Source organism: Streptomyces flaveolus (assembly GCF_014648815.1).
GTDB lineage: Bacteria > Actinomycetota > Actinomycetes > Streptomycetales > Streptomycetaceae > Streptomyces > Streptomyces flaveolus.
Genome location: NZ_BMRV01000008.1, coordinates 349,019 through 365,578 on the forward strand (window position 1 = coordinate 349,019; position 16,560 = coordinate 365,578).

Annotated in this window: 12 protein-coding genes; 4 read left to right on the forward strand and 8 right to left on the reverse strand. The window is 71.2% G+C overall.

Annotated features, from left to right (window positions below; all coding sequences use genetic code 11):
• Positions 1–222: 222 nt before the first annotated feature.
• Both IEZ05_RS21070 and IEZ05_RS36405 read left to right on the forward strand, forming a co-directional pair.
• Positions 223–1,335, forward strand: a complete 1,113-nt coding sequence (locus IEZ05_RS21070) for a hypothetical protein (protein ID WP_189231727.1) — start codon at positions 223–225, stop codon at positions 1,333–1,335.
• 170 nt (positions 1,336–1,505) lie between these two features.
• On the forward strand, positions 1,506–3,104 hold the full coding sequence (locus IEZ05_RS36405) for a serine/threonine-protein kinase (protein WP_229869783.1): 1,599 nt from the start codon (positions 1,506–1,508) through the stop codon (positions 3,102–3,104).
• 23 nt (positions 3,105–3,127) lie between these two features.
• On the opposite strand, the gene IEZ05_RS21080 is transcribed toward IEZ05_RS36405, so the two are convergent.
• The 3 genes from IEZ05_RS21080 to IEZ05_RS21090 form a co-directional block, all read right to left on the reverse strand.
• Complete coding sequence (locus IEZ05_RS21080) at positions 3,128–4,234, reverse strand: ADP-ribosylglycohydrolase family protein (RefSeq protein WP_229869784.1); 1,107 nt, start codon at positions 4,232–4,234, stop codon at positions 3,128–3,130.
• A 110-nt stretch (positions 4,235–4,344) separates the two neighbouring features.
• Positions 4,345–5,283 carry an alpha/beta hydrolase gene (locus tag IEZ05_RS21085; RefSeq protein WP_189231757.1) on the reverse strand — a complete coding sequence of 313 codons (939 nt, stop codon included), beginning with the start codon at positions 5,281–5,283 and terminating at the stop codon, positions 4,345–4,347.
• Between the two features lie 114 nt (positions 5,284–5,397).
• Positions 5,398–7,011, reverse strand: coding sequence for a phosphodiester glycosidase family protein (locus IEZ05_RS21090; protein ID WP_189231728.1), 1,614 nt, complete (start codon positions 7,009–7,011; stop codon positions 5,398–5,400).
• Between the two features lie 365 nt (positions 7,012–7,376).
• Here IEZ05_RS21090 and IEZ05_RS21100 point away from each other — a divergent pair, with 365 nt between their 5' ends.
• Complete coding sequence (locus IEZ05_RS21100) at positions 7,377–8,195, forward strand: SAM-dependent methyltransferase (protein ID WP_189231729.1); 819 nt, start codon at positions 7,377–7,379, stop codon at positions 8,193–8,195.
• 10 nt (positions 8,196–8,205) lie between these two features.
• Here IEZ05_RS21100 and IEZ05_RS21105 read toward each other — a convergent pair whose 3' ends face one another.
• The 5 genes from IEZ05_RS21105 to IEZ05_RS21125 form a co-directional block, all read right to left on the reverse strand.
• Positions 8,206–10,089, reverse strand: a complete 1,884-nt coding sequence (locus IEZ05_RS21105) for a discoidin domain-containing protein (protein ID WP_189231730.1) — start codon at positions 10,087–10,089, stop codon at positions 8,206–8,208.
• A gap of 152 nt (positions 10,090–10,241) precedes the next feature.
• Positions 10,242–11,606 carry a GH1 family beta-glucosidase gene (locus IEZ05_RS21110; protein WP_189231731.1) on the reverse strand — a complete coding sequence of 455 codons (1,365 nt, stop codon included), beginning with the start codon at positions 11,604–11,606 and terminating at the stop codon, positions 10,242–10,244.
• A gap of 38 nt (positions 11,607–11,644) precedes the next feature.
• Positions 11,645–12,484, reverse strand: a complete 840-nt coding sequence (locus tag IEZ05_RS21115; protein WP_189231758.1) for a carbohydrate ABC transporter permease — start codon at positions 12,482–12,484, stop codon at positions 11,645–11,647.
• A 7-nt stretch (positions 12,485–12,491) separates the two neighbouring features.
• Complete coding sequence (locus tag IEZ05_RS21120) at positions 12,492–13,493, reverse strand: carbohydrate ABC transporter permease (protein WP_189231732.1); 1,002 nt, start codon at positions 13,491–13,493, stop codon at positions 12,492–12,494.
• A gap of 37 nt (positions 13,494–13,530) precedes the next feature.
• Positions 13,531–14,847 carry an ABC transporter substrate-binding protein gene (locus IEZ05_RS21125; protein WP_189231733.1) on the reverse strand — a complete coding sequence of 439 codons (1,317 nt, stop codon included), beginning with the start codon at positions 14,845–14,847 and terminating at the stop codon, positions 13,531–13,533.
• 182 nt (positions 14,848–15,029) lie between these two features.
• Here IEZ05_RS21125 and IEZ05_RS21130 point away from each other — a divergent pair, with 182 nt between their 5' ends.
• Positions 15,030–16,385, forward strand: coding sequence for an ROK family transcriptional regulator (locus IEZ05_RS21130; RefSeq protein ID WP_189231734.1), 1,356 nt, complete (start codon positions 15,030–15,032; stop codon positions 16,383–16,385).
• The last annotated feature ends 175 nt before the right edge of the window (positions 16,386–16,560 follow it).

Here is a 16,560-nt window from a genome sequence, read left to right on the forward strand (position 1 = left end):
TTTTCAGCCACGCCACACGTGCGCCGACGCCGCCTTCCCGCCGAGGGACCACTGGGGATGCCCTCCCCCGTCGCTTCCGGCAGGCGAGGGGACAAGGGCGACGCGCTAGGGTTGTGGCTCACGGGACGTCTGTGGACGGACACGCTGTTCAAGGGGTCACCGTGTCGAGACGTCAGGTTGTGCGACCTGACTGCGCGCTGAGCTTCCGGGGGGGAACTCACCATGATCGAGACTCCGATCGAACGCGACGGCGAGGACGAGGCCGACCGGAAGGTCGTCGAGCAGGAGCGGGCCGAGCTCAAGGAGTTCGTCAGGGGCCTGAGCGCGGACGACATCAAGTCGGGCAACTGGTTCACCAAGCTCAGCGCTCATGCCATGAGCTCCTACACCGAGAAGGTCGACTGGCAGTACTTCCAGGAGCGGTACGCGGGCGTGCCCGCCGATGCCATCGTCGATCAGCGGATCAAGATGGCGGCTCGGTATGCCGCGCTCGAAGGCGGGCTCTCCGCAGGGGCCTACACCGCGACCGTCGCCGCCACCATCGGGAGCCTCGGTGGTGCCTCCCCGGCGACCGTCCCCGCCGCCGTCGCGACGATGATGATCGACGTCGCGTTCGTCACCCGGCTCCAACTCCGCCTGGCCTACGACATCGCGGTCCTCTTTCGGGTCCCGCTGAACCTGTCCGATCCCGACGACCTGTGGAAGCTCATTCGAGTGGCCTTCACGATCAAAAGTGGGGAGGCGGTCCGGGAAGGCGTGGTCAAGGCGGTGCCGGCCATCGTGCGGCCGGTGATCAAGCGCTTCTACTCCGGAGAGGTGCTCACCGCCGCGAAGGCGCTCCCGGTCGTCGGGAAACATCTCCTGCAGAAGAACGTCATCAAGATCGGGATCCCACTGGTCGGCGTTCCCCTTGCGGTGATGCTGAACCGCTACACGACGCTGCTCGCCGGGCGGCACGCACAGGCCGTCTTCCGGAACGAGGCGCGAGTGATCGAACTCGCCGAGCGTCTGAGCAAGGAGAGTCGGCACCCGCAGTTGATGCTGTGGGTCGCGTGGCTCGTCATCAGAGCGAGCCGCAAGATCGCCGACGACGAGGCGTTGTTGATGCGCCACCTGGTGAGGCTGGTCCGGGACCAGCATCAGGTGGTGGACGAACAACTCGCCCACCTGGTCGACATCGACCCCGCCGAGGTGTGGCGCCGCCTGGACGCCGAGCCGGGGGATCTCAGCGACATCGTCGAGGCGGCCGAGCGGGTGGCCACGGTGGACGGTGCCGTCGACGCCCGCGAGAGAGCCGTCGTCTCCGAGCTTCGAGACCGCTGCCGTCGCGTCTGACGCCGTCGTGTGCTGGATCCCGCGGTCGGACGAGGACCCCGTCCGTCCCTGACCGGGTCCGGTGCGTGCCGGTCCTCGGCACGTTCCGGACGGCAGCTGTGCCCAGGGGACAAGTGGGGTGTAATAGCCCTGGTGGGGACGCGCACGGGGTGCGTCAGGGGGGAGCCCCGATGGAAGGGCTGAAGCCGACCGATCCGCGGCAGGTGGGCCGGTACCGGATCTCCGCGCTACTGGGCGCCGGCGGAATGGGCCGTGTCTTCTTGGGACGTTCGCCCAGCGGACGTCTGGTGGCGGTGAAGGTGGTTCGGCCGGAACTTGCGGAGGATCCCGGGTTCCGCCGCAGGTTCGCCCAGGAGGTGGCGGCGGCCAGAAAGGTCACCGGATTCTTCACGGCCGCGGTGGTCGACGCCGACCCCGACGGTTCGCCCCCGTGGCTGGCCACGGCGTACGTGCCCGGGATGGCATTGGACCAGGCCGTCGCGACGCACGGCCCGTGGCCGGTGGAATCGGTGCGCGCGCTGGGCGCGGGCTTGGCCGAGGCGCTGGAGGCCATCCATGCGGCCGGCCTGATCCACCGGGACCTGAAACCCTCCAACGTGCTCGTCGCTCCCGACGGTCCCCGAGTCGTCGACTTCGGGATCTCCGTGGCGACCGAGTCGACCGCGCTCACCCGCGCCGGGACAGTACTGGGCACCCCCGGCTTCATGGCTCCCGAGCAGCTCACCGGCGAGCCCGCGACACCGGCCACCGACGTGTTCGCATTCGGTGCGGTACTGACCTACACGGCCACCGGCACCGGCCCGTTCGGCACCGGCTCGGCGCAGTCACTCAACTTCCGTATCGCGTACGAACAACCACGGCTCGGCCAAGTGCCCGAGCCCGGGCTCGAGATCATCGCTCGGTGTCTGGCCAAGGACCCCGCCGAGCGGCCAACGGTCAGCGAACTCATCGACGATCTCGTCCAGGTGACGGATGCCGGCGGGTACACACCTACTGAAGTCGTCACCGAGGCCACCGCCTGGTTGCCCGGCCAGGTCGCTCGCGCACTGCCGGCCACGGTCACCGCGCCCGCCCGGCCGACACCCCGTACGCCGAAGGCCGAGATCGCACCACCGGCCTCCCCGCCCGCCGGCCCGGGCAGGCCCCACCCGGCGTCCGCCGTTCCGTCCGCGGCGGCCACGACTCCCCGGGCCGTCCGGCCCGAACGGCCCAGGAACGCCGGGACTTCCCGGCCGCCGTCAGCCGGGAAGTCCGAGGCCACGCGCCCCGAGCCGGCCGCGACAGCCGGCGCCACTCGCTCCGCACCGGGCACCCGCACACCCGCTGTCACAGCGCCGCCCTCCGTGGTCCTGCGCCCGCTGCCCTTCTGGGGCGCGGGGACGGCACTGGTCCTCGCCCTGTGCTTGCCGTTCCACGGTCGCATGCGGCTCTTCGAGAGCTCGTTCCTCACCTACTGGATGTACTCACCTGCCTGGCCCTTCGGCGGTTCCTGGCCGTTCCTGCTGGTCACGGTATTCGCTTTGAGCACCTGTGCGGCCGTGTTGTCGGCGCTGCGCAGAACCCCTCAAGGGGCCGTACCCCGTCGCGCCCGGTACCTTCACCTCCTGAGCACCGTACTCACCACGGGGTTGTTCGCCTTCTGGGTGGGCACGGGGCTCAACAGCCACGGGAGCCTCTACTTCCTCGACTCGGGCGCGTGGTTCTTCGCCCTGGCATGCGCCGCACTGATCCGCAGCGCCTTTCGGCTCCGGATCCCGAAGGGCGTGTGAGCGGAGCGGGGTCCGTTGCCCCCTCACCACCCCGGATAGCGGACCCACCAGTACGGGTCCGAGCCGGGGACGTACTCGCTGCCGCTCGGGGAGTCGTTCATCTCGGTCAGCAGGTCCCGGGCCAGGGTGTCGAGCACCCAGGCGAGTTCGTGGCGGCTCACCAGGTCCAGGGGCAGGGCCTCGTAGCCGTGGACCGCGCCCAGGAGCGCGCCGGTCACGCAGGCTGCGGAAGCGCCGTCCGGGGCCTGCGCCGCGAAGTCCAGTGCGGCCCTGAGCTGCGCACGGCCGGGGAACGAAGACACCGTGTAGACGGCGCCGAGGAGGGCCGAGGGCGCCGTCGCGTCCGGTGCGAGGTGGGCGAGCGTGGGCGCATGCGCCGGTTGGTCGACGCCGAGTCGGTACGCCGTCGTCAGACGCCTGTGTTCGTCGTCGGTGGTCGATTCGCCGAGGCCGGCGATCCCCGCGCCCATCGCTTCCCGGACCGCGCGGTCGGAGCGGCCCTCGTGGTCCGGGGCGGGCGCAGTGATGGTGAGGCAGTGGTGGACCAGTACGGCTGCCCGAGCCGTGGCGGACAGCGCGGCGGGGTCGCCGTGCGTGAGCGCGGCGAAGTCACCGGCCTGTCTGGCCGGCTCGAGTCCGGCGACCGCCAGCGGCAGGGACCGGGTCAGCGCATGACAGCCGCGGCTGGTGGTGGCCGTCGGGGCGTCAAGGCCCTCGATCCGGGACAGGGCCGCCACCGTCGCCGGTGCGCTGCCACGCCGTTCGGCGAGCACGGGCACGCCCGCGAGCCAGCCGTCCGGCCACGCGCCGTCTGCCTTGGCGAAGGCCCATCGGCGACGCATCCGTTCGACCTCGATGCCCTGGAGGGCCGCCCACCTGCAGTAGGCGTGCAGAACCACCGAGGGCGGATGGCAGATCCCCTTGTGACTCATCCGCACCATCGCCCGGATGACGCCCTCCGCGGTGAAGCAGGCGAGCTGTGTGCTGACGCCGGCCCGCAACGTTCCGCTCGCGGGAAGCCCGCCCCGAGCCGCTCCGACCGTGTCACCGATGGCCAGCCCCAGCATCATCCCCCGCACCCGGGACTCCGTCCCGAGAGCCTTGCCGAGCCGGTCCTTCTCCTCGGTCACGTCCGCCTGCTTTCTTGTGCAGCCCTGTGCGACGACGGCCGACTCCTACCGCGCCCAGGCACGCCGTCCGGTCACGTCAGCGACGTGAAGGAGTGACCGACGTCGCCGGCTCAGTCGTCGACCCCCAGCGCCCCCAGCAGCATCGGCAGCGACGCATGCAGCTCCCGCTCCCAGTACGCCCACCCGTGCGTCCCCGGACCGTAGAGGTTGGTCGTCAGGTGCCGCGCGCCCACCCTCCGCAGTTCCCCCGCCAGTGCCTGGTTCTGGCGGTTGAAGTCCGCCTCCAGGGCGCTCGTCGCGCCCGGGGTGTCCAGGGGGCCCGTCGTGCCGTCGCCGCAGGACAGGTAGACCGGGATCGAGCGGAGTCGTTTCGCCAGGTAGTACGGGTCGTGGGCCTCCCAGATGCCGCGTTGGGCGACCGGGTCGCCCCAGACGCGCAGCGGGTCGTTGCCCTGGCCGGCGAAGAAGCCCATGATGCGGTCGATCGACTCGGTGTCGAAGAGCGGGTGGGCGGAGCCGGAGTACGCGGCCGTCGCCCTGAACATGCCGGGGTGGCGGGCGGCGTAGAGGAGGGCTCCCTGGCCGCCCATCGACAGGCCCGCCACGACGCGGTTCGCGCCGGCGCCCCAGTCGTGCTCCAGGAGGTGGCGCAGTTCCACGGTGTGGAAGGTCTCCCACGCGGGGTCGCCGCCCCGGCCGTGGTTCCACCAGTCGCTGTACCAGCCGTTCCAGCCGGCCTCCGGCATCACGACGAGGACGTCGCGGAGCGCGGCGGTCTCCGCGACGTCGGTCATCCGGGTCCACGACGTGTAGTCGCCGCAGCAGCCGTGGAGCAGCCACAGGGTCGGCCAGTGCTGCGGACGTCGGGAGTCCGGGTTCCAGCCGTCGGGGGTGAGGAGGCGGACCTTGACCGTCCGGCCGCCGAGGGCGGTGGAGCGTACGGACAGGTCGACCTGGCGGTCCGCGACCTGGGTGACCGCGACGACCTCCGCACCGTGCGGGGAGGGGGCCCGGGACGCCGCCAGTGCCGGTGCCGTCGGCAGCACCATGGCGAGCACGGCGGTGAGGACGAGAAGAGCGCGGGATCTGAGAGTCGGGGCGGTGGTCGTGGTCACGGCGGCTCCCTGCTGTGCGGTTCGTGAGAACGGTGCGACCGGGCTCGTTCAGTGCTTGCGGGGCAGGATCAGCACAGCGTCGCCGACCGGGCGTTCGCCCGTCGCGTCGGACGGGGCGTTGACGACCTTGCCGTCGGTCACCATCGTCGTCGAGCCGCCGCCGTCCAGGTTGACCGCGTCCCGCAGTCCCAGGGACTTGGCGACCTCGGCGCTCTCCACGATGCTCAGCCCCAGTGCCTCCGCGCTGCGTCCGTCGGACGTGATCAGTACCGTGCGGCCGGCCGCGTCCACTCCGGCCAGGGTGCGCGGGTTGCGCTTGTGCACCCAGCCGTAGTACCAGCTCGGGTCGCCCGGGTGCACCATCCCGTCAGTGGCCGGTGTGACGTGGAGCCGTCCGTCGCGGACCAGTTCGGGGCCGGCGTTGACGATGTCGGTGCCGGGGGACGGAGTGACGCGCTTGCCCCGGTCGTCCAGCAGGTTCGTCGTCAGGCTCACACGGGTGCCTGGGTGGGCCAGGGTCGTCAGGTCCGCGACGCGGTTCCCCGTCGCCTGGATGGAGCTGCCGCCCTTCGGGAGCGGTCCGCCCCGGGGGGTGCGCAGTTCCACAACCCGCTCGTGGGCGTCCAGTACCGCCTCCACGCCCTCGCCGGACGGGGTCTGCGGCCCGTACTCCGGGGTGAAGGCGACGACTTCGTTCGGGTTCGTGCAGGTCACGTCGTGCAGCGGGAGGGGCGTCGGCTGGTCGCCCTCGCCGCCGCCGCAGTTTCTGATCAGGCCGGGGACGCGGTTGATGCCGTCCAGGGTGAGTGAGGTGCCGTGTGCTCTGATCCGTCCCTGCCACGTGTAGCGGGCGATCGCCGTCCCCCTGCCGTTGCCGTGGAGGGCCAGGGCCGGGCGGCCGCTCACCGGTTCGCTGAGCAGGCGTCCGTCGTAGACGCCCACTCCGGCGGGGTCGCCCGGGGCGCCCGCCTTCGGGTCGAGGACGAAGAAGCCGGCGTTGACCGCCGCCGTCGCACCCGCCGTCTCCGACAGCTGGCTTGTGGTCTCGCGGTTCTCCAGGTCGGGGCCGTAGGACGCGTCGAGGGCGCCGCGGAAGGTGCGCGGGTCGACGGTGAGGACGTCGATGTGCCAGGGGCCGCGGTCCGTGGCCTCGCCGTCCCAGCCGGTGAAGACGGCGGATCCGGTGTGTCCGGCCGCCCTCAGGCGTGTGCGTTCCGTCGTCGCGGCGGACTGGGACGTGAATGTTCCGACGCGGACGCGCCAGCCGAGGGTGCCGCCCGTGTAGTCGGCCGTCCTCTCCGTCGTCACCTGCTCGACTCGGGCCGCGAATCCGTCGCGGGTGAGTGCCGCCGCCAGTTCGTCGGCGCTCGCCTTGTCCTTCAGGGCCGTCGGCGGTGCGTCGGGGTCCGGTGAGGTGTCTCCGCCGGGGATGGAGACCTCCACCGTCCAGTGCAGGGACGGGTCGGCCGCGTTCCCGCGCACGATGCGGGTGAGGGTGACGCCCGGCTGGAGGGCCGTCGTGGTCCGGGTTTCGGGGAGGTCGGCGGGCCCCAGCGGAAGTACCCGCCGGGCGGGCGGGGACGCCTCTGCGGCCGCTGGAAGTGCGGTCAGGGTGGTGAGGACGCCGAGAGCGGCAGCAGTGGCACACAGTCTCTTCTTCATCTGTCCCGCCTCGCGCCGACCACGGACACCGACCGACCCATGCTGCGCACAAGTATCGGCGGGTTCCGGCTCCCGTCAAGGTGGCCCGGTGGGCGTGGGCCCGCCCCTCGTACGGCTCGCGCCGGTCAGGGGACCCGCGCCACGCCCACGTAGAAGCCGCTGCGTTCCCGGACCGGTGCGGTTCCTCCCGGGACCACTCGGTGACGAACACCAAGCCGGGCGCGACGAGTTCCAGCCCGGCGAAGAAGGGCTCGACCTCGGTCCGGGGATCTCGTGCCAAGATGACGTCTCGACAGGCATGCAGGCAGGTCTTCACGAGGCATGTGCCGTGCGTGGCCCACGAGTTGAGGACGGAGTCAGGCCGCATGACCTCCCTGAGCAGCCGCGAGAGCGCCGCCCACCCCGACCTGATCGACACGAGCAGGCCGCACCCGGCCCGCATGTACGACTACTTCCTCGGCGGGAAGGACAACTACGAGGTCGACCAGAGGGCCGCCGAGGAGTTCATGAAGGCGGCGCCCGAGGTCCGCGAAGGCGTCCTCGCCAACCGGCACTTCCTGCACCGCGCGGTGCGGCACGTGGTGGCCGAGGGCGGTGTCCGCCAGATACTCGACGTGGGCACGGGTCTGCCCACCGAGCCCAACGTGCACCAGGTCGCGCGGTCGGTCGCCCCGGAGACCCGGGTCGCGTATGTCGACAACGACCCGATCGTCGCCACCCACTCGAGGGCCCTGTCGGACGACCCGGACACCGCCGTCGTCCTGGCCGACCTGCGCGACCCCCGGGCGATCCTCGACCACCCCGAGGTGCGCGCGGTCATCGACTTCGACCGGCCGGTGGCGCTGTTGCTGGTGGCCGTCGTGCACTTCGTCGCCGAGTCGGAGGACCCGGCCGGCATCGTCGCCACGCTGCGCGACGCGCTGCCGGCCGGCTCCTACCTCGTCCTGTCGCACGCGACGGGTGACGTCCACGAGGACCGGCGCGAGGAGGCGGCGGCCGTCTACGACCAGGCCACCGCCTCCCTCCATCTGCGGTCGCACGCGACGGTCCTCGACCTGTTCGGCGACTTCGTGATGGTCGAGCCGGGGCTGGTCCGGGTCACCGACTGGCGGCCCGAGGAGGCACGGCGTCCCGACGCGCCGCGGATCGGCATCTACGGCGGAGTGGCACGCAAGGGCGCCTGAGGCACGGCGGCTACCCCTTCTGCTCCACCCGCACCCAGTCCACCTCCGCCTGTACTCCCCCGGCCGCGATCCGGTCCACGCTGGACTGCGGCAGGCCCCAGTAGGGGCTGGTGACCTGGTTCCAGCCGGCCGGGTAGGCGCCGCCGAGGGCGAGGTTGAGGATGACGTACTGGTCGTGGGCGAAGACCCACGCGCCGCGCGTCGACTCCAGCTTGTTGCGGGTCGTCTCCTGGACCACCCGGTCGTCGACGGAGAACTTCATGCCCGTCGGCGTCCACTCGACCGCGTAGGTGTGCCACTGGTCGGCCCGGCCGCCGCCCGGGTACACCTGGCGCGCGCCGATGTTGCCGTCGGCCGAGTAGCCGGGGCCGTGCAGGGCGGTGCTGGTCCAGTCGCCGTAGCCGATGTTCTCCATGATGTCGGTCTCGCCGGAGGCCGGCCAGGACACGGAGGGGTCGTCGACGTTGCTGCCGAGCAGCCAGAAGGCGGGCCAGAAACCGTCGCCGACCGGGAGCTTCATGCGGGCGCTGACCCGGCCGTAGGTGAAGTCGAACTTGGTGTTGGTGTCGATGCGGCCGGAGGTGAAGTCGTAGGTCCCGCCGCCCGCCTTCGTGCAGCCCTTGCAGTGCTTGGCGCGCAGGACCAGGGCGCCGTTCTCCAGGCGGATGTTGTCGGCCGAGTCGACGTAGGCCTGCGACTCGCCGTTGACGGAGCCCATCTCGGTGCCGGTGCGGACGACGCGCCACTTGCCGCGGTCCAGCGAGGCCGAGGTGAAGTCGTCGAAGAACGTGGTCCGGTAGGTGCCGGACTGTTCGCCGGGCAGCGCCGGGTAGGCGGCGGCCGCGCTGCCTCCGGTGCCCCAGACCTCGAACTCGTAGAGGGAGTAGCCGAACTGGGCGGTGGCCGGGGCGGGGTTGTAGAAGGAGCGGCGTTCCTTGCCGAGCATGCGGACGTAGCGGCCGGTGACGGGCTGGGGCAGGCGGACGGTGTCGTGGCGGCCGGTGGCCTCGCCCGGGGACTTGACGTCCGCGCGGCGGGCGGCGGCCTCGGCCGCGGAGGGCCGGTACACGGTGCGCCAGGTGCGGTTGTCGTCGGAGACCTGGAGTTCGTAGTCGACGGCGTAGGCCGCCTCCCAGTACAGGTCGACGGTGTCGATGGTGGAGGCGGCGCCGAGGTCGACGGAGACCCATCGGTCGGCGTTCCAGTCGCTGGACCAGCGGGTGGCGTCGGCCTTGAGGTCGGCGGGACGGCCGCCGTCGGTGACGAAGGCCGGTGAGTTCCCGGCGTGCTGGTAGACGTTCGAGTAGGCCGGGTGGTTCAGGGCGAGGTTGGTGCGGGTGGTGGAGGCGGGGGCCGGTTCGCCGCCGTAGACCTTGAAGGAGTAGAGGGAGTAGCCGTAGGGCGTGGCGCGCTCGATGCCGCGCATGCGGACGTAGCGGGCCCGCACTTCCTGGGGGTAGGTGTGTGCGGTGACCGTTCCGCCGGTGCCGGCGGTCTCGGTGTAGAAGGGCTTCCAGTCGGTGCCGTTGGTGGATGCCTCCAGGACGTATCTCTTGCCGTAGGCCGCTTCCCAGTCCAGCGTCACCCGGTCGACGCGGATCGTCGTCTTGAGGTCGACGCGGATCCAGGCGCCGTCGGTGAAGTCGCTGGACCAGCGGGTGCCGCCGTTGCCGTCGAAGGCGAGGCCGGGCGCGGTGCCGGCGTTCTCACTGGCCGAGGCGGTGACCGCGGCCGGGTCGGCGGCGTAGGCGGAGGCCGCGCGGTCGGTGTCCCAGGCCGCGACCGCGGCAGCGGACGGTTCGGCGGCGGCCGGGCTCGTGAGGGACGGGACCGCGGCCAGCAGGGCGAGCGCGGTCAGGGCGGTGAGGAGAGTGCGGGGGGCGCGGGACGGCATACGGATCTTCTCCTTGGACGACGACGAAGAGCTCCAGTGTTATGTCATGTACCTGACAGTTCACGGTCTGGCAGGGCCATACCTGACAGGCCGGTTCGTGCGAGCAGGCCGTGGTGGGCGCGGACTCCCGCATCCGCGCCCACCACGGGGTCTCAGGCGGCCCGGCGTGCCCGTTCCCGCCCGTGTGCCGCGATGATCTCCGCGTAGCGGTGGCCGCTGCCCTTGATCGTGCGGACCTGGGTCTGGTAGTCGACGTGGACGAGGCCGAAGCGCTTGTCGTAGCCGTACGCCCACTCGAAGTTGTCCAGGAGGGACCAGGCGAAGTAGCCGGCCAGCGGGGCGCCCTTGCGGGCCGCGGAGGCGCAGGCGGCCAGGTGGCCGGTAAGGTAGTCCTGCCGTTCCGGGTCGTCGATCGTGCCGTCCGGGCGTACCACGTCCGGGAACGACGAGCCGTTCTCCGTGACGTACAGCTTGCGCGGCCCGTACTCGTTCGTCAGGCGCAGCAGCAGGTCCTCGATGCCACTGGCGTCGACCTCCCAGTCCATGCCGGTACGGGGGACGCCGACGCGGCGGACGGTGCGGACGTACGGGGCCGGGGCCGTGGGGTCGGCGGCCACCGTCTGCGGGAAGTAGTAGTTCAGGCCCAGCCAGTCCAGGTCGGCGCCGATCAGGGCCATGTCGCCGTCGCGCTCGGGCAGTTCGACGCCGTAGACCTCGCGCATGTCCTGCGGGAAGCCCCGGCCGTGGACCGGGTCCAGCCACCAGCGGTTGGTGTGGCCGTCCATGCGGCGGGCGGCGGCGAGGTCCTCCTCGCGGTCGGTGGCCGCGTGGATGGTGGAGAGGTTGTTGACGATGCCCACCTGCGCGTCCGGGGCGGCCGACCGGATCGCCTGCATCGCCAGGCCGTGACCGAGGAGCAGGTGGTAGGAGGCACGGACGGCCGCCGTGAGGTCCGTCAGGCCCGGGGCCATGACGCCCTCCAGGTGTCCGATCCACGCGGAGCACAGGGGCTCGTTGAGGGTGGCCCAGTGCGTGACGCGGTCGCCGAGGCGCTCGGCGACGACCGATGCATAGGACGCGAAGTGCTCCGCCGTGGCCCGTGACTGCCAGCCGGCGTCACGGTCCTGGAGCACCTGCGGCAGGTCCCAGTGGTAGAGGGTCACGGACGGCGTGATGCCCGCCTCCAGCAGGGCGTCGACCAGCTCGTCGTAGAAGGCCAGGCCCTTGGCGTTGACCGGGCCGTCGCCGCCGGGTACGACGCGCGGCCAGGCGACGGACAGACGGTAGGCGTTGGTGCCCAGCCGGCGCATCAGGTCGATGTCCTCGCGCCAGCGGTGGTAGTGGTCGCAGGCGACGTCGCCGTGGTCGTTGTTGTCGATCTTGCCCGGGATGTGGGAGAAGGTGTCCCAGATCGACGGTGAACGGCCGTCCTCCGCCACGGCCCCCTCGATCTGGTACGCCGATGTGGCCGTGCCCCACAGGAAGTCGTGCGGGAGTGCGGCGAGGTCGATGCTCACGTGGGTCCTTTCGGTTTCGGGACGTTCTGCGGCAGGGGTCACTTGACGGCGCCCGCCGTCAGGCCCGCCACCAGGTAGCGCTGGAGGAGCAGGAAGCCCGCCACCACGGGGACGCTCACCACCAGCGAGGCGGCCATGATCTGGTTCCAGTACACGTCGTTCTGCGTGGAGTAGCCCTGGAGACCGACCGCGAGGGTGCGGGTGGTGTCGTTGGTCATGACCGAGGCGAACAGCACCTCGCCCCAGGCGGTCATGAAGGCGTAGACGGCGACCGCGACGATGCCCGGGGTCGCCGCCGGGACGACGACCCGGACCAGCGCCTTGAGCGGGCCGCAGCCGTCCACGAGGGCCGCTTCGTCCAGATCGCGGGGCACCGAGTCGAAGTACCCGATCAGCATCCAGATGGAGAAGGGCAGGGAGAAGGTCAGATAGGTGAGGATCAGGCCCCCGCGGGAGCCGAAGAGGGCGATGCCGGTGGTGTTGCCGATGTTCACGTAGATGAGGAACAGGGGTAGCAGGAAGAGGATGCCGGGGAACATCTGGGTGGACAGGACCGTCACCGAGAAGACGCGCTTGCCCCGGAACTCGTAGCGGCTGACCGCGTAGGCGGCGAAGACGGCGATCACGACCGAGCAGACGGTCGCCGCGCCCGCCACGACGAGGGAGTTGACGAAGTACTTCGCCAGCGGGACCGTCGACCAGATGTCGATGTACGGGCGCAGGGTCAGGCCACTGGGCAGCCAGCGGAACTCGCCGGAGACGTCCTGCAGCGGTTTGAGCGAGCTGGAGACCATGACGTACACCGGCAGCAGCACGAAGCCGGCGAGCAGGGTCAGGAAGACGCGGCGCGTCCAGAGGAACGAGCGCGGCATCGCCATCGGGGACCTAGGCACGGGTGGACCTCCGTCCACGCGACGTCAGGAACAGGTAGACGCCGGTCACGAGCAGCAGGAACAGCAGCAGCAGGACCGACATGGCGGAGCCGGTGCCGAAGTTCCAGGTGACGAACGACGACTGGTAGATGTGGATGGAGATCAGGTCGGCCGCCTCCGGGGCGGACTTGCCGAACAGCACGTAGGGCGTGTTGAAGTCGTTGAACGTCCACAGGAACAGCACCAGCACCAGCACCTGGTTGACCGGGCGCAGGGACGGCAGGGTGATGCGGCGGATCTGCTGCCAGACGCCGGCGCCGTCCAGGGACGCGGCCTCGTAGAGCTCCCTGGGGATGTTCTGCAGGCCGGCCATGACGATGAGGAAGGCGAACGGCCAGCCCTTCCACACCGACACGGTGAGCAGCGCGACGAAGCTGTTGTCGCCGATCAGCCAGAAGGAGGGCTTGTCGGTGAGGCCGAGTTGGTCGTGCAGGACGTGGTTCACCAGGCCGTTGTCGTGCTGGAACATGAACGCCCAGGTGATGACGGCCGCGTAGACCGGCAGGGCGTAGGGGACCAGGAAGACGGTCCGGAGCAGGCCGCGGCCGCGGAAGGAGTCCTGCATGCAGATCGCCGCCGCCGTGCCGAGGAACCAGCACAGGCCGACGGACAGGACCGTGAAGCCGCAGGTGACCAGGAAGGAGTGGAGCAGCGCCTCGCCGACGGGGGCGTCGAAGTCCACCGACATGCGGTAGTTGTCGAGGGCGGTCCAGGGGGCGGTGGTCCAGTCGCGGATGTAGAACTGGGTGAGTTCCTTGAAGCTCATCACGATGCCGATGACCATCGGCACCAGGTGGACGAGGAGTTCGAGGAGAAGGGCCGGCAGGAGCAGCAGGTAGGGCAGTCCGATGCGGCGGATCCGCCCGGGGCGGCGGCGGGGTCCGCTCGCCGCTCCGGGGGAGCTCTTGCCGACCGTCCGCTCGCCGGGCTGCGCCGAGGCGGTCGTGGTGGTCATGGCGAGGTCCGTGTCCGTGGGGTGTCGGTGGGGGTGCTCACTTCGTCGGCATCTGCTGCTGGGCCTTGGCGAGCTTGGCCTTCACCGACTCGGTGGTCACCGCGCGGCCGGCCGCGGCGTCGGCGAACAGCTCCTTGACGGCCGTGCCGACCGCCGTCTCGAACTGCGACTCGTCGGGGACCTGGGGCAGAGCGGCGGCGCTGGTGGCGAGGGTCTCGCGCAGCACGGCGGTGGACTGGGTGTTGAACGCGGGGTCGCTCTGGGCGGCCTTGACCGGCGGGATGGAGCCGTACGCCTTGTTGAGGATCTTCTGTTCGGCGTCGCTCGTCATGAATTCGACGAACTCGGTGGCGCCGTCGACGTTGTCGGTGTTCTTGAAGACGGCCATGTTGATGCCGGCGACCATCGAGTTGGTGGCGGTGCCGGTGCCGGGGGTGCCGGACGGGACGGGAGCGGGGGCGACGCCCCACTCGTCGTCCTTCATGCCCATGGTCTTGAAGGTGGCGGAGGCGGTCTGCCACAGCACCATCGCGGTCTTGCCCTTGGCGAAGTCGCTGAGGGACTGGTTCTGCGCGTACTCGGCGTTGCCCGGGGCGACGATCTTGTCCTTGGCCATCAGGTCGACGTACTGCTTGACGGCCGCGACCGCGCCGTCGGAGGTGAAGTCGGGCTTGCCGTCGGCGGTGAAGAAGTCGGCGCCGTGCTGCTTGGCGAAAACGAAGACCTGGTGGATGTTGTTCGACAGGTTGGACCCTTCGGCGCCCAGCCCCCACTTGCCGCCCTTGGAGATCTTCTTGCCGGTCGCGACCAGCTCGTCCCAGGTGGCCGGCGGCTTGGTGACGCCCGCGTCGGCGAACATCTGCTTGTTGTAGTAGAGCGCGTACGCCATCGAGTACAGCGGTACCGCGGCCGGGTCCTGGCCCTGGGCGCCGGTCGATCCCAGCGCGGACTGCACGAAGCGGTCCTTGCCGCCGATCCTGTCGAAGTTCTTCGCGTCCCAGGGCATCAGGGCGCCGGTGGCCTGGAGGGAGGCGCTCCATGTGTTGCCGATGTTGAGGACGTCGGGGCCCTGGCCGGAGGTGGTCGCGGTGAGGATCCGGTTGAGCAGGTCGGACCAGGGCACGACCTCCAGCTTCACCTTGATCCCGGTCTTCTTCTCGAACTTGTCGAGCTCGGGCTGGAGGACCTTCTTGTCGACCTCGACGCTGGCGCCCTGGTTGGAGGCCCAGTAGGTGAGTTCCTTGGGCGAGTCGTTGGATCCGCCGCCCGAGGAGGAGCCCCCTCCGCAGGCCGAGGCGGCGAGAGCGAGAGACATGGTGACGGCGCCTACGGCCGCGGCTCGGATGCTGCGCATGGCTCCTGGTCCCTTTCCGGGAGTCGAGAAGTCCGAGGACGGCTTCCGGGGGCGACACCCCGTGCGCTTCCCGAAGCCCCTCATGGCTTAATTTAGGACGTGAGTTAAACCTCAAGAGAAAGACGCGTCAAGGTGTCGCGCACGGCCGGTCGGCGACCGGGGGCGGTGAAGAAGGGGGCCGGATGGCCAGGGCGAGCGGGCGCACGGTCCGTGACCTGCGGCGGGAGAACCGCGCCGCCGTTCTACAACGGTTGTATTTCGACGGGCCGATGAGCCGGGTCGCGCTGGGTTCGGCGACCGGGCTGAGTTCGGGCTCCGTCAGCAATGTCGTCGCCGAACTGCTCGCCGAGGGACTGGTGGAGGAGGCGGGGAGCCTCGGTGCCGACGGCGGCCGGCCGCGCACCCTCGTGCGGATCGCGTCCGGTCACGGACGGCTCGTCGGGGTCGACGTGGGCGAGACCCGGGTGCGCATCGAGCTGTTCGACCTGTCGATGGCCGAACTGGGTCGAACGGAACGGCCGTTGTCCGGTCACGGCGCCCGGTCCTACGACGTCGGCGTCGTCGCCGGTCACATACTCGACGGCATCGCGGAGGTGCTGGACGCGGCCGGGGACGGACGCGGGTCCGGCGACCTGCTCGGCGTCGGTGTCGGCGTACCCGGCATCGTCGAGCACACCGCCGGCGGCACCCTCGTGCACGGCCAGACCATCGGCTGGGACGCCGTGCCGCTGGAGCGCCTGCTGCGGGCCTCGGGGCGCCTGCCCGCGCACGTGCCGCTGTTCATCGACAACGGCGCCAAGACCCTGGGCCAGGCCGAGATGTGGTTCGGCGGCGGACGCGGTGCGCACAACGCGGTCGTGGTGCTGTTCGGCTCCGGGGTCGGCGCGTGCGTCGTCACCCACGACGTCGAGCAGGGCCGCGCGGTGGAGTGGGGGCACCTGACGGTGCGGGTCCGGGGCCGCCGGTGCCGGTGCGGGGCCCGGGGGTGCCTGGAGGCCTACGCCGGCGCCGAGGCGCTGCTGGCACGCTGGCGGGAAGCGGGCGGGCGGCCGCCGTCCGGCACCGACGAGGAGGCCGCCCTCACCGACATGCTGCGCGCCGCCCACCCTCCGGACGGCCGGGAACCCGACCCGGTGGCGGCCCGGGTGCTCGCCGAGACGGCCGAGTACCTGGGCGCGGGCCTGTCCGACCTCATCAACCTGTTCCAGCCCGAGCGCATCCTCGTCGGCGGCTGGGCCGGGCTCCAGCTCGGCCCCGGGTTCGTCGAGTCGGTGCGGACGCACGCGTACGCCCACGCACTCCGCCATCCCGCCGGGCGGGTCGGCATCACCCTCGGCCGACTCGGCCCGGACGCGGTGACCGTGGGCGCCGCCGTCCTGCCCCTGGCGGCGTTCTTCGCCCGCGGCGGCCACCGCGCCCCGGTCGACTCCCCCGCCCGGCCCCCTGCGTGGCGGACGGCACTCGGCGGCAGGCTGGCGGGGACCGGTCAGCGCGCGGGCCGGGACGAGCGACCGGAGGGCCGGACACGCGTTCCCTGACCGGCGGGGCGTGAGCGCGACCCGTCGGCGCCGGGGCGGGCGTACGCCGAGAGGCCACCCACCGTCGGGCCGCGACCGGCCGCCCGCCGTGAACACCCCCGCGAGAACAGGGCTGTTGCCCGCGTACAGCACCCCGCCGCCCCACCGACGCCGGGACGATCGTGCGCCGCGAAGC

Coding starts and splice junctions, on each gene's coding strand:
- IEZ05_RS21070 (WP_189231727.1), top strand. CDS start 223: ATGATCGAGACTCCGATCGAACGCGACGGCGAGGACGAGGCCGACCGG.
- IEZ05_RS36405 (WP_229869783.1), top strand. CDS start 1,506: ATGGAAGGGCTGAAGCCGACCGATCCGCGGCAGGTGGGCCGGTACCGG.
- IEZ05_RS21085 (WP_189231757.1), bottom strand. CDS start 5,283: ATGGTGCTGCCGACGGCACCGGCACTGGCGGCGTCCCGGGCCCCCTCC.
- IEZ05_RS21090 (WP_189231728.1), bottom strand. CDS start 7,011: ATGAAGAAGAGACTGTGTGCCACTGCTGCCGCTCTCGGCGTCCTCACC.
- IEZ05_RS21100 (WP_189231729.1), top strand. CDS start 7,377: ATGACCTCCCTGAGCAGCCGCGAGAGCGCCGCCCACCCCGACCTGATC.
- IEZ05_RS21105 (WP_189231730.1), bottom strand. CDS start 10,089: ATGCCGTCCCGCGCCCCCCGCACTCTCCTCACCGCCCTGACCGCGCTC.
- IEZ05_RS21115 (WP_189231758.1), bottom strand. CDS start 12,484: ATGGCGATGCCGCGCTCGTTCCTCTGGACGCGCCGCGTCTTCCTGACC.
- IEZ05_RS21120 (WP_189231732.1), bottom strand. CDS start 13,493: ATGACCACCACGACCGCCTCGGCGCAGCCCGGCGAGCGGACGGTCGGC.
- IEZ05_RS21125 (WP_189231733.1), bottom strand. CDS start 14,847: ATGCGCAGCATCCGAGCCGCGGCCGTAGGCGCCGTCACCATGTCTCTC.
- IEZ05_RS21130 (WP_189231734.1), top strand. CDS start 15,030: ATGGCCAGGGCGAGCGGGCGCACGGTCCGTGACCTGCGGCGGGAGAAC.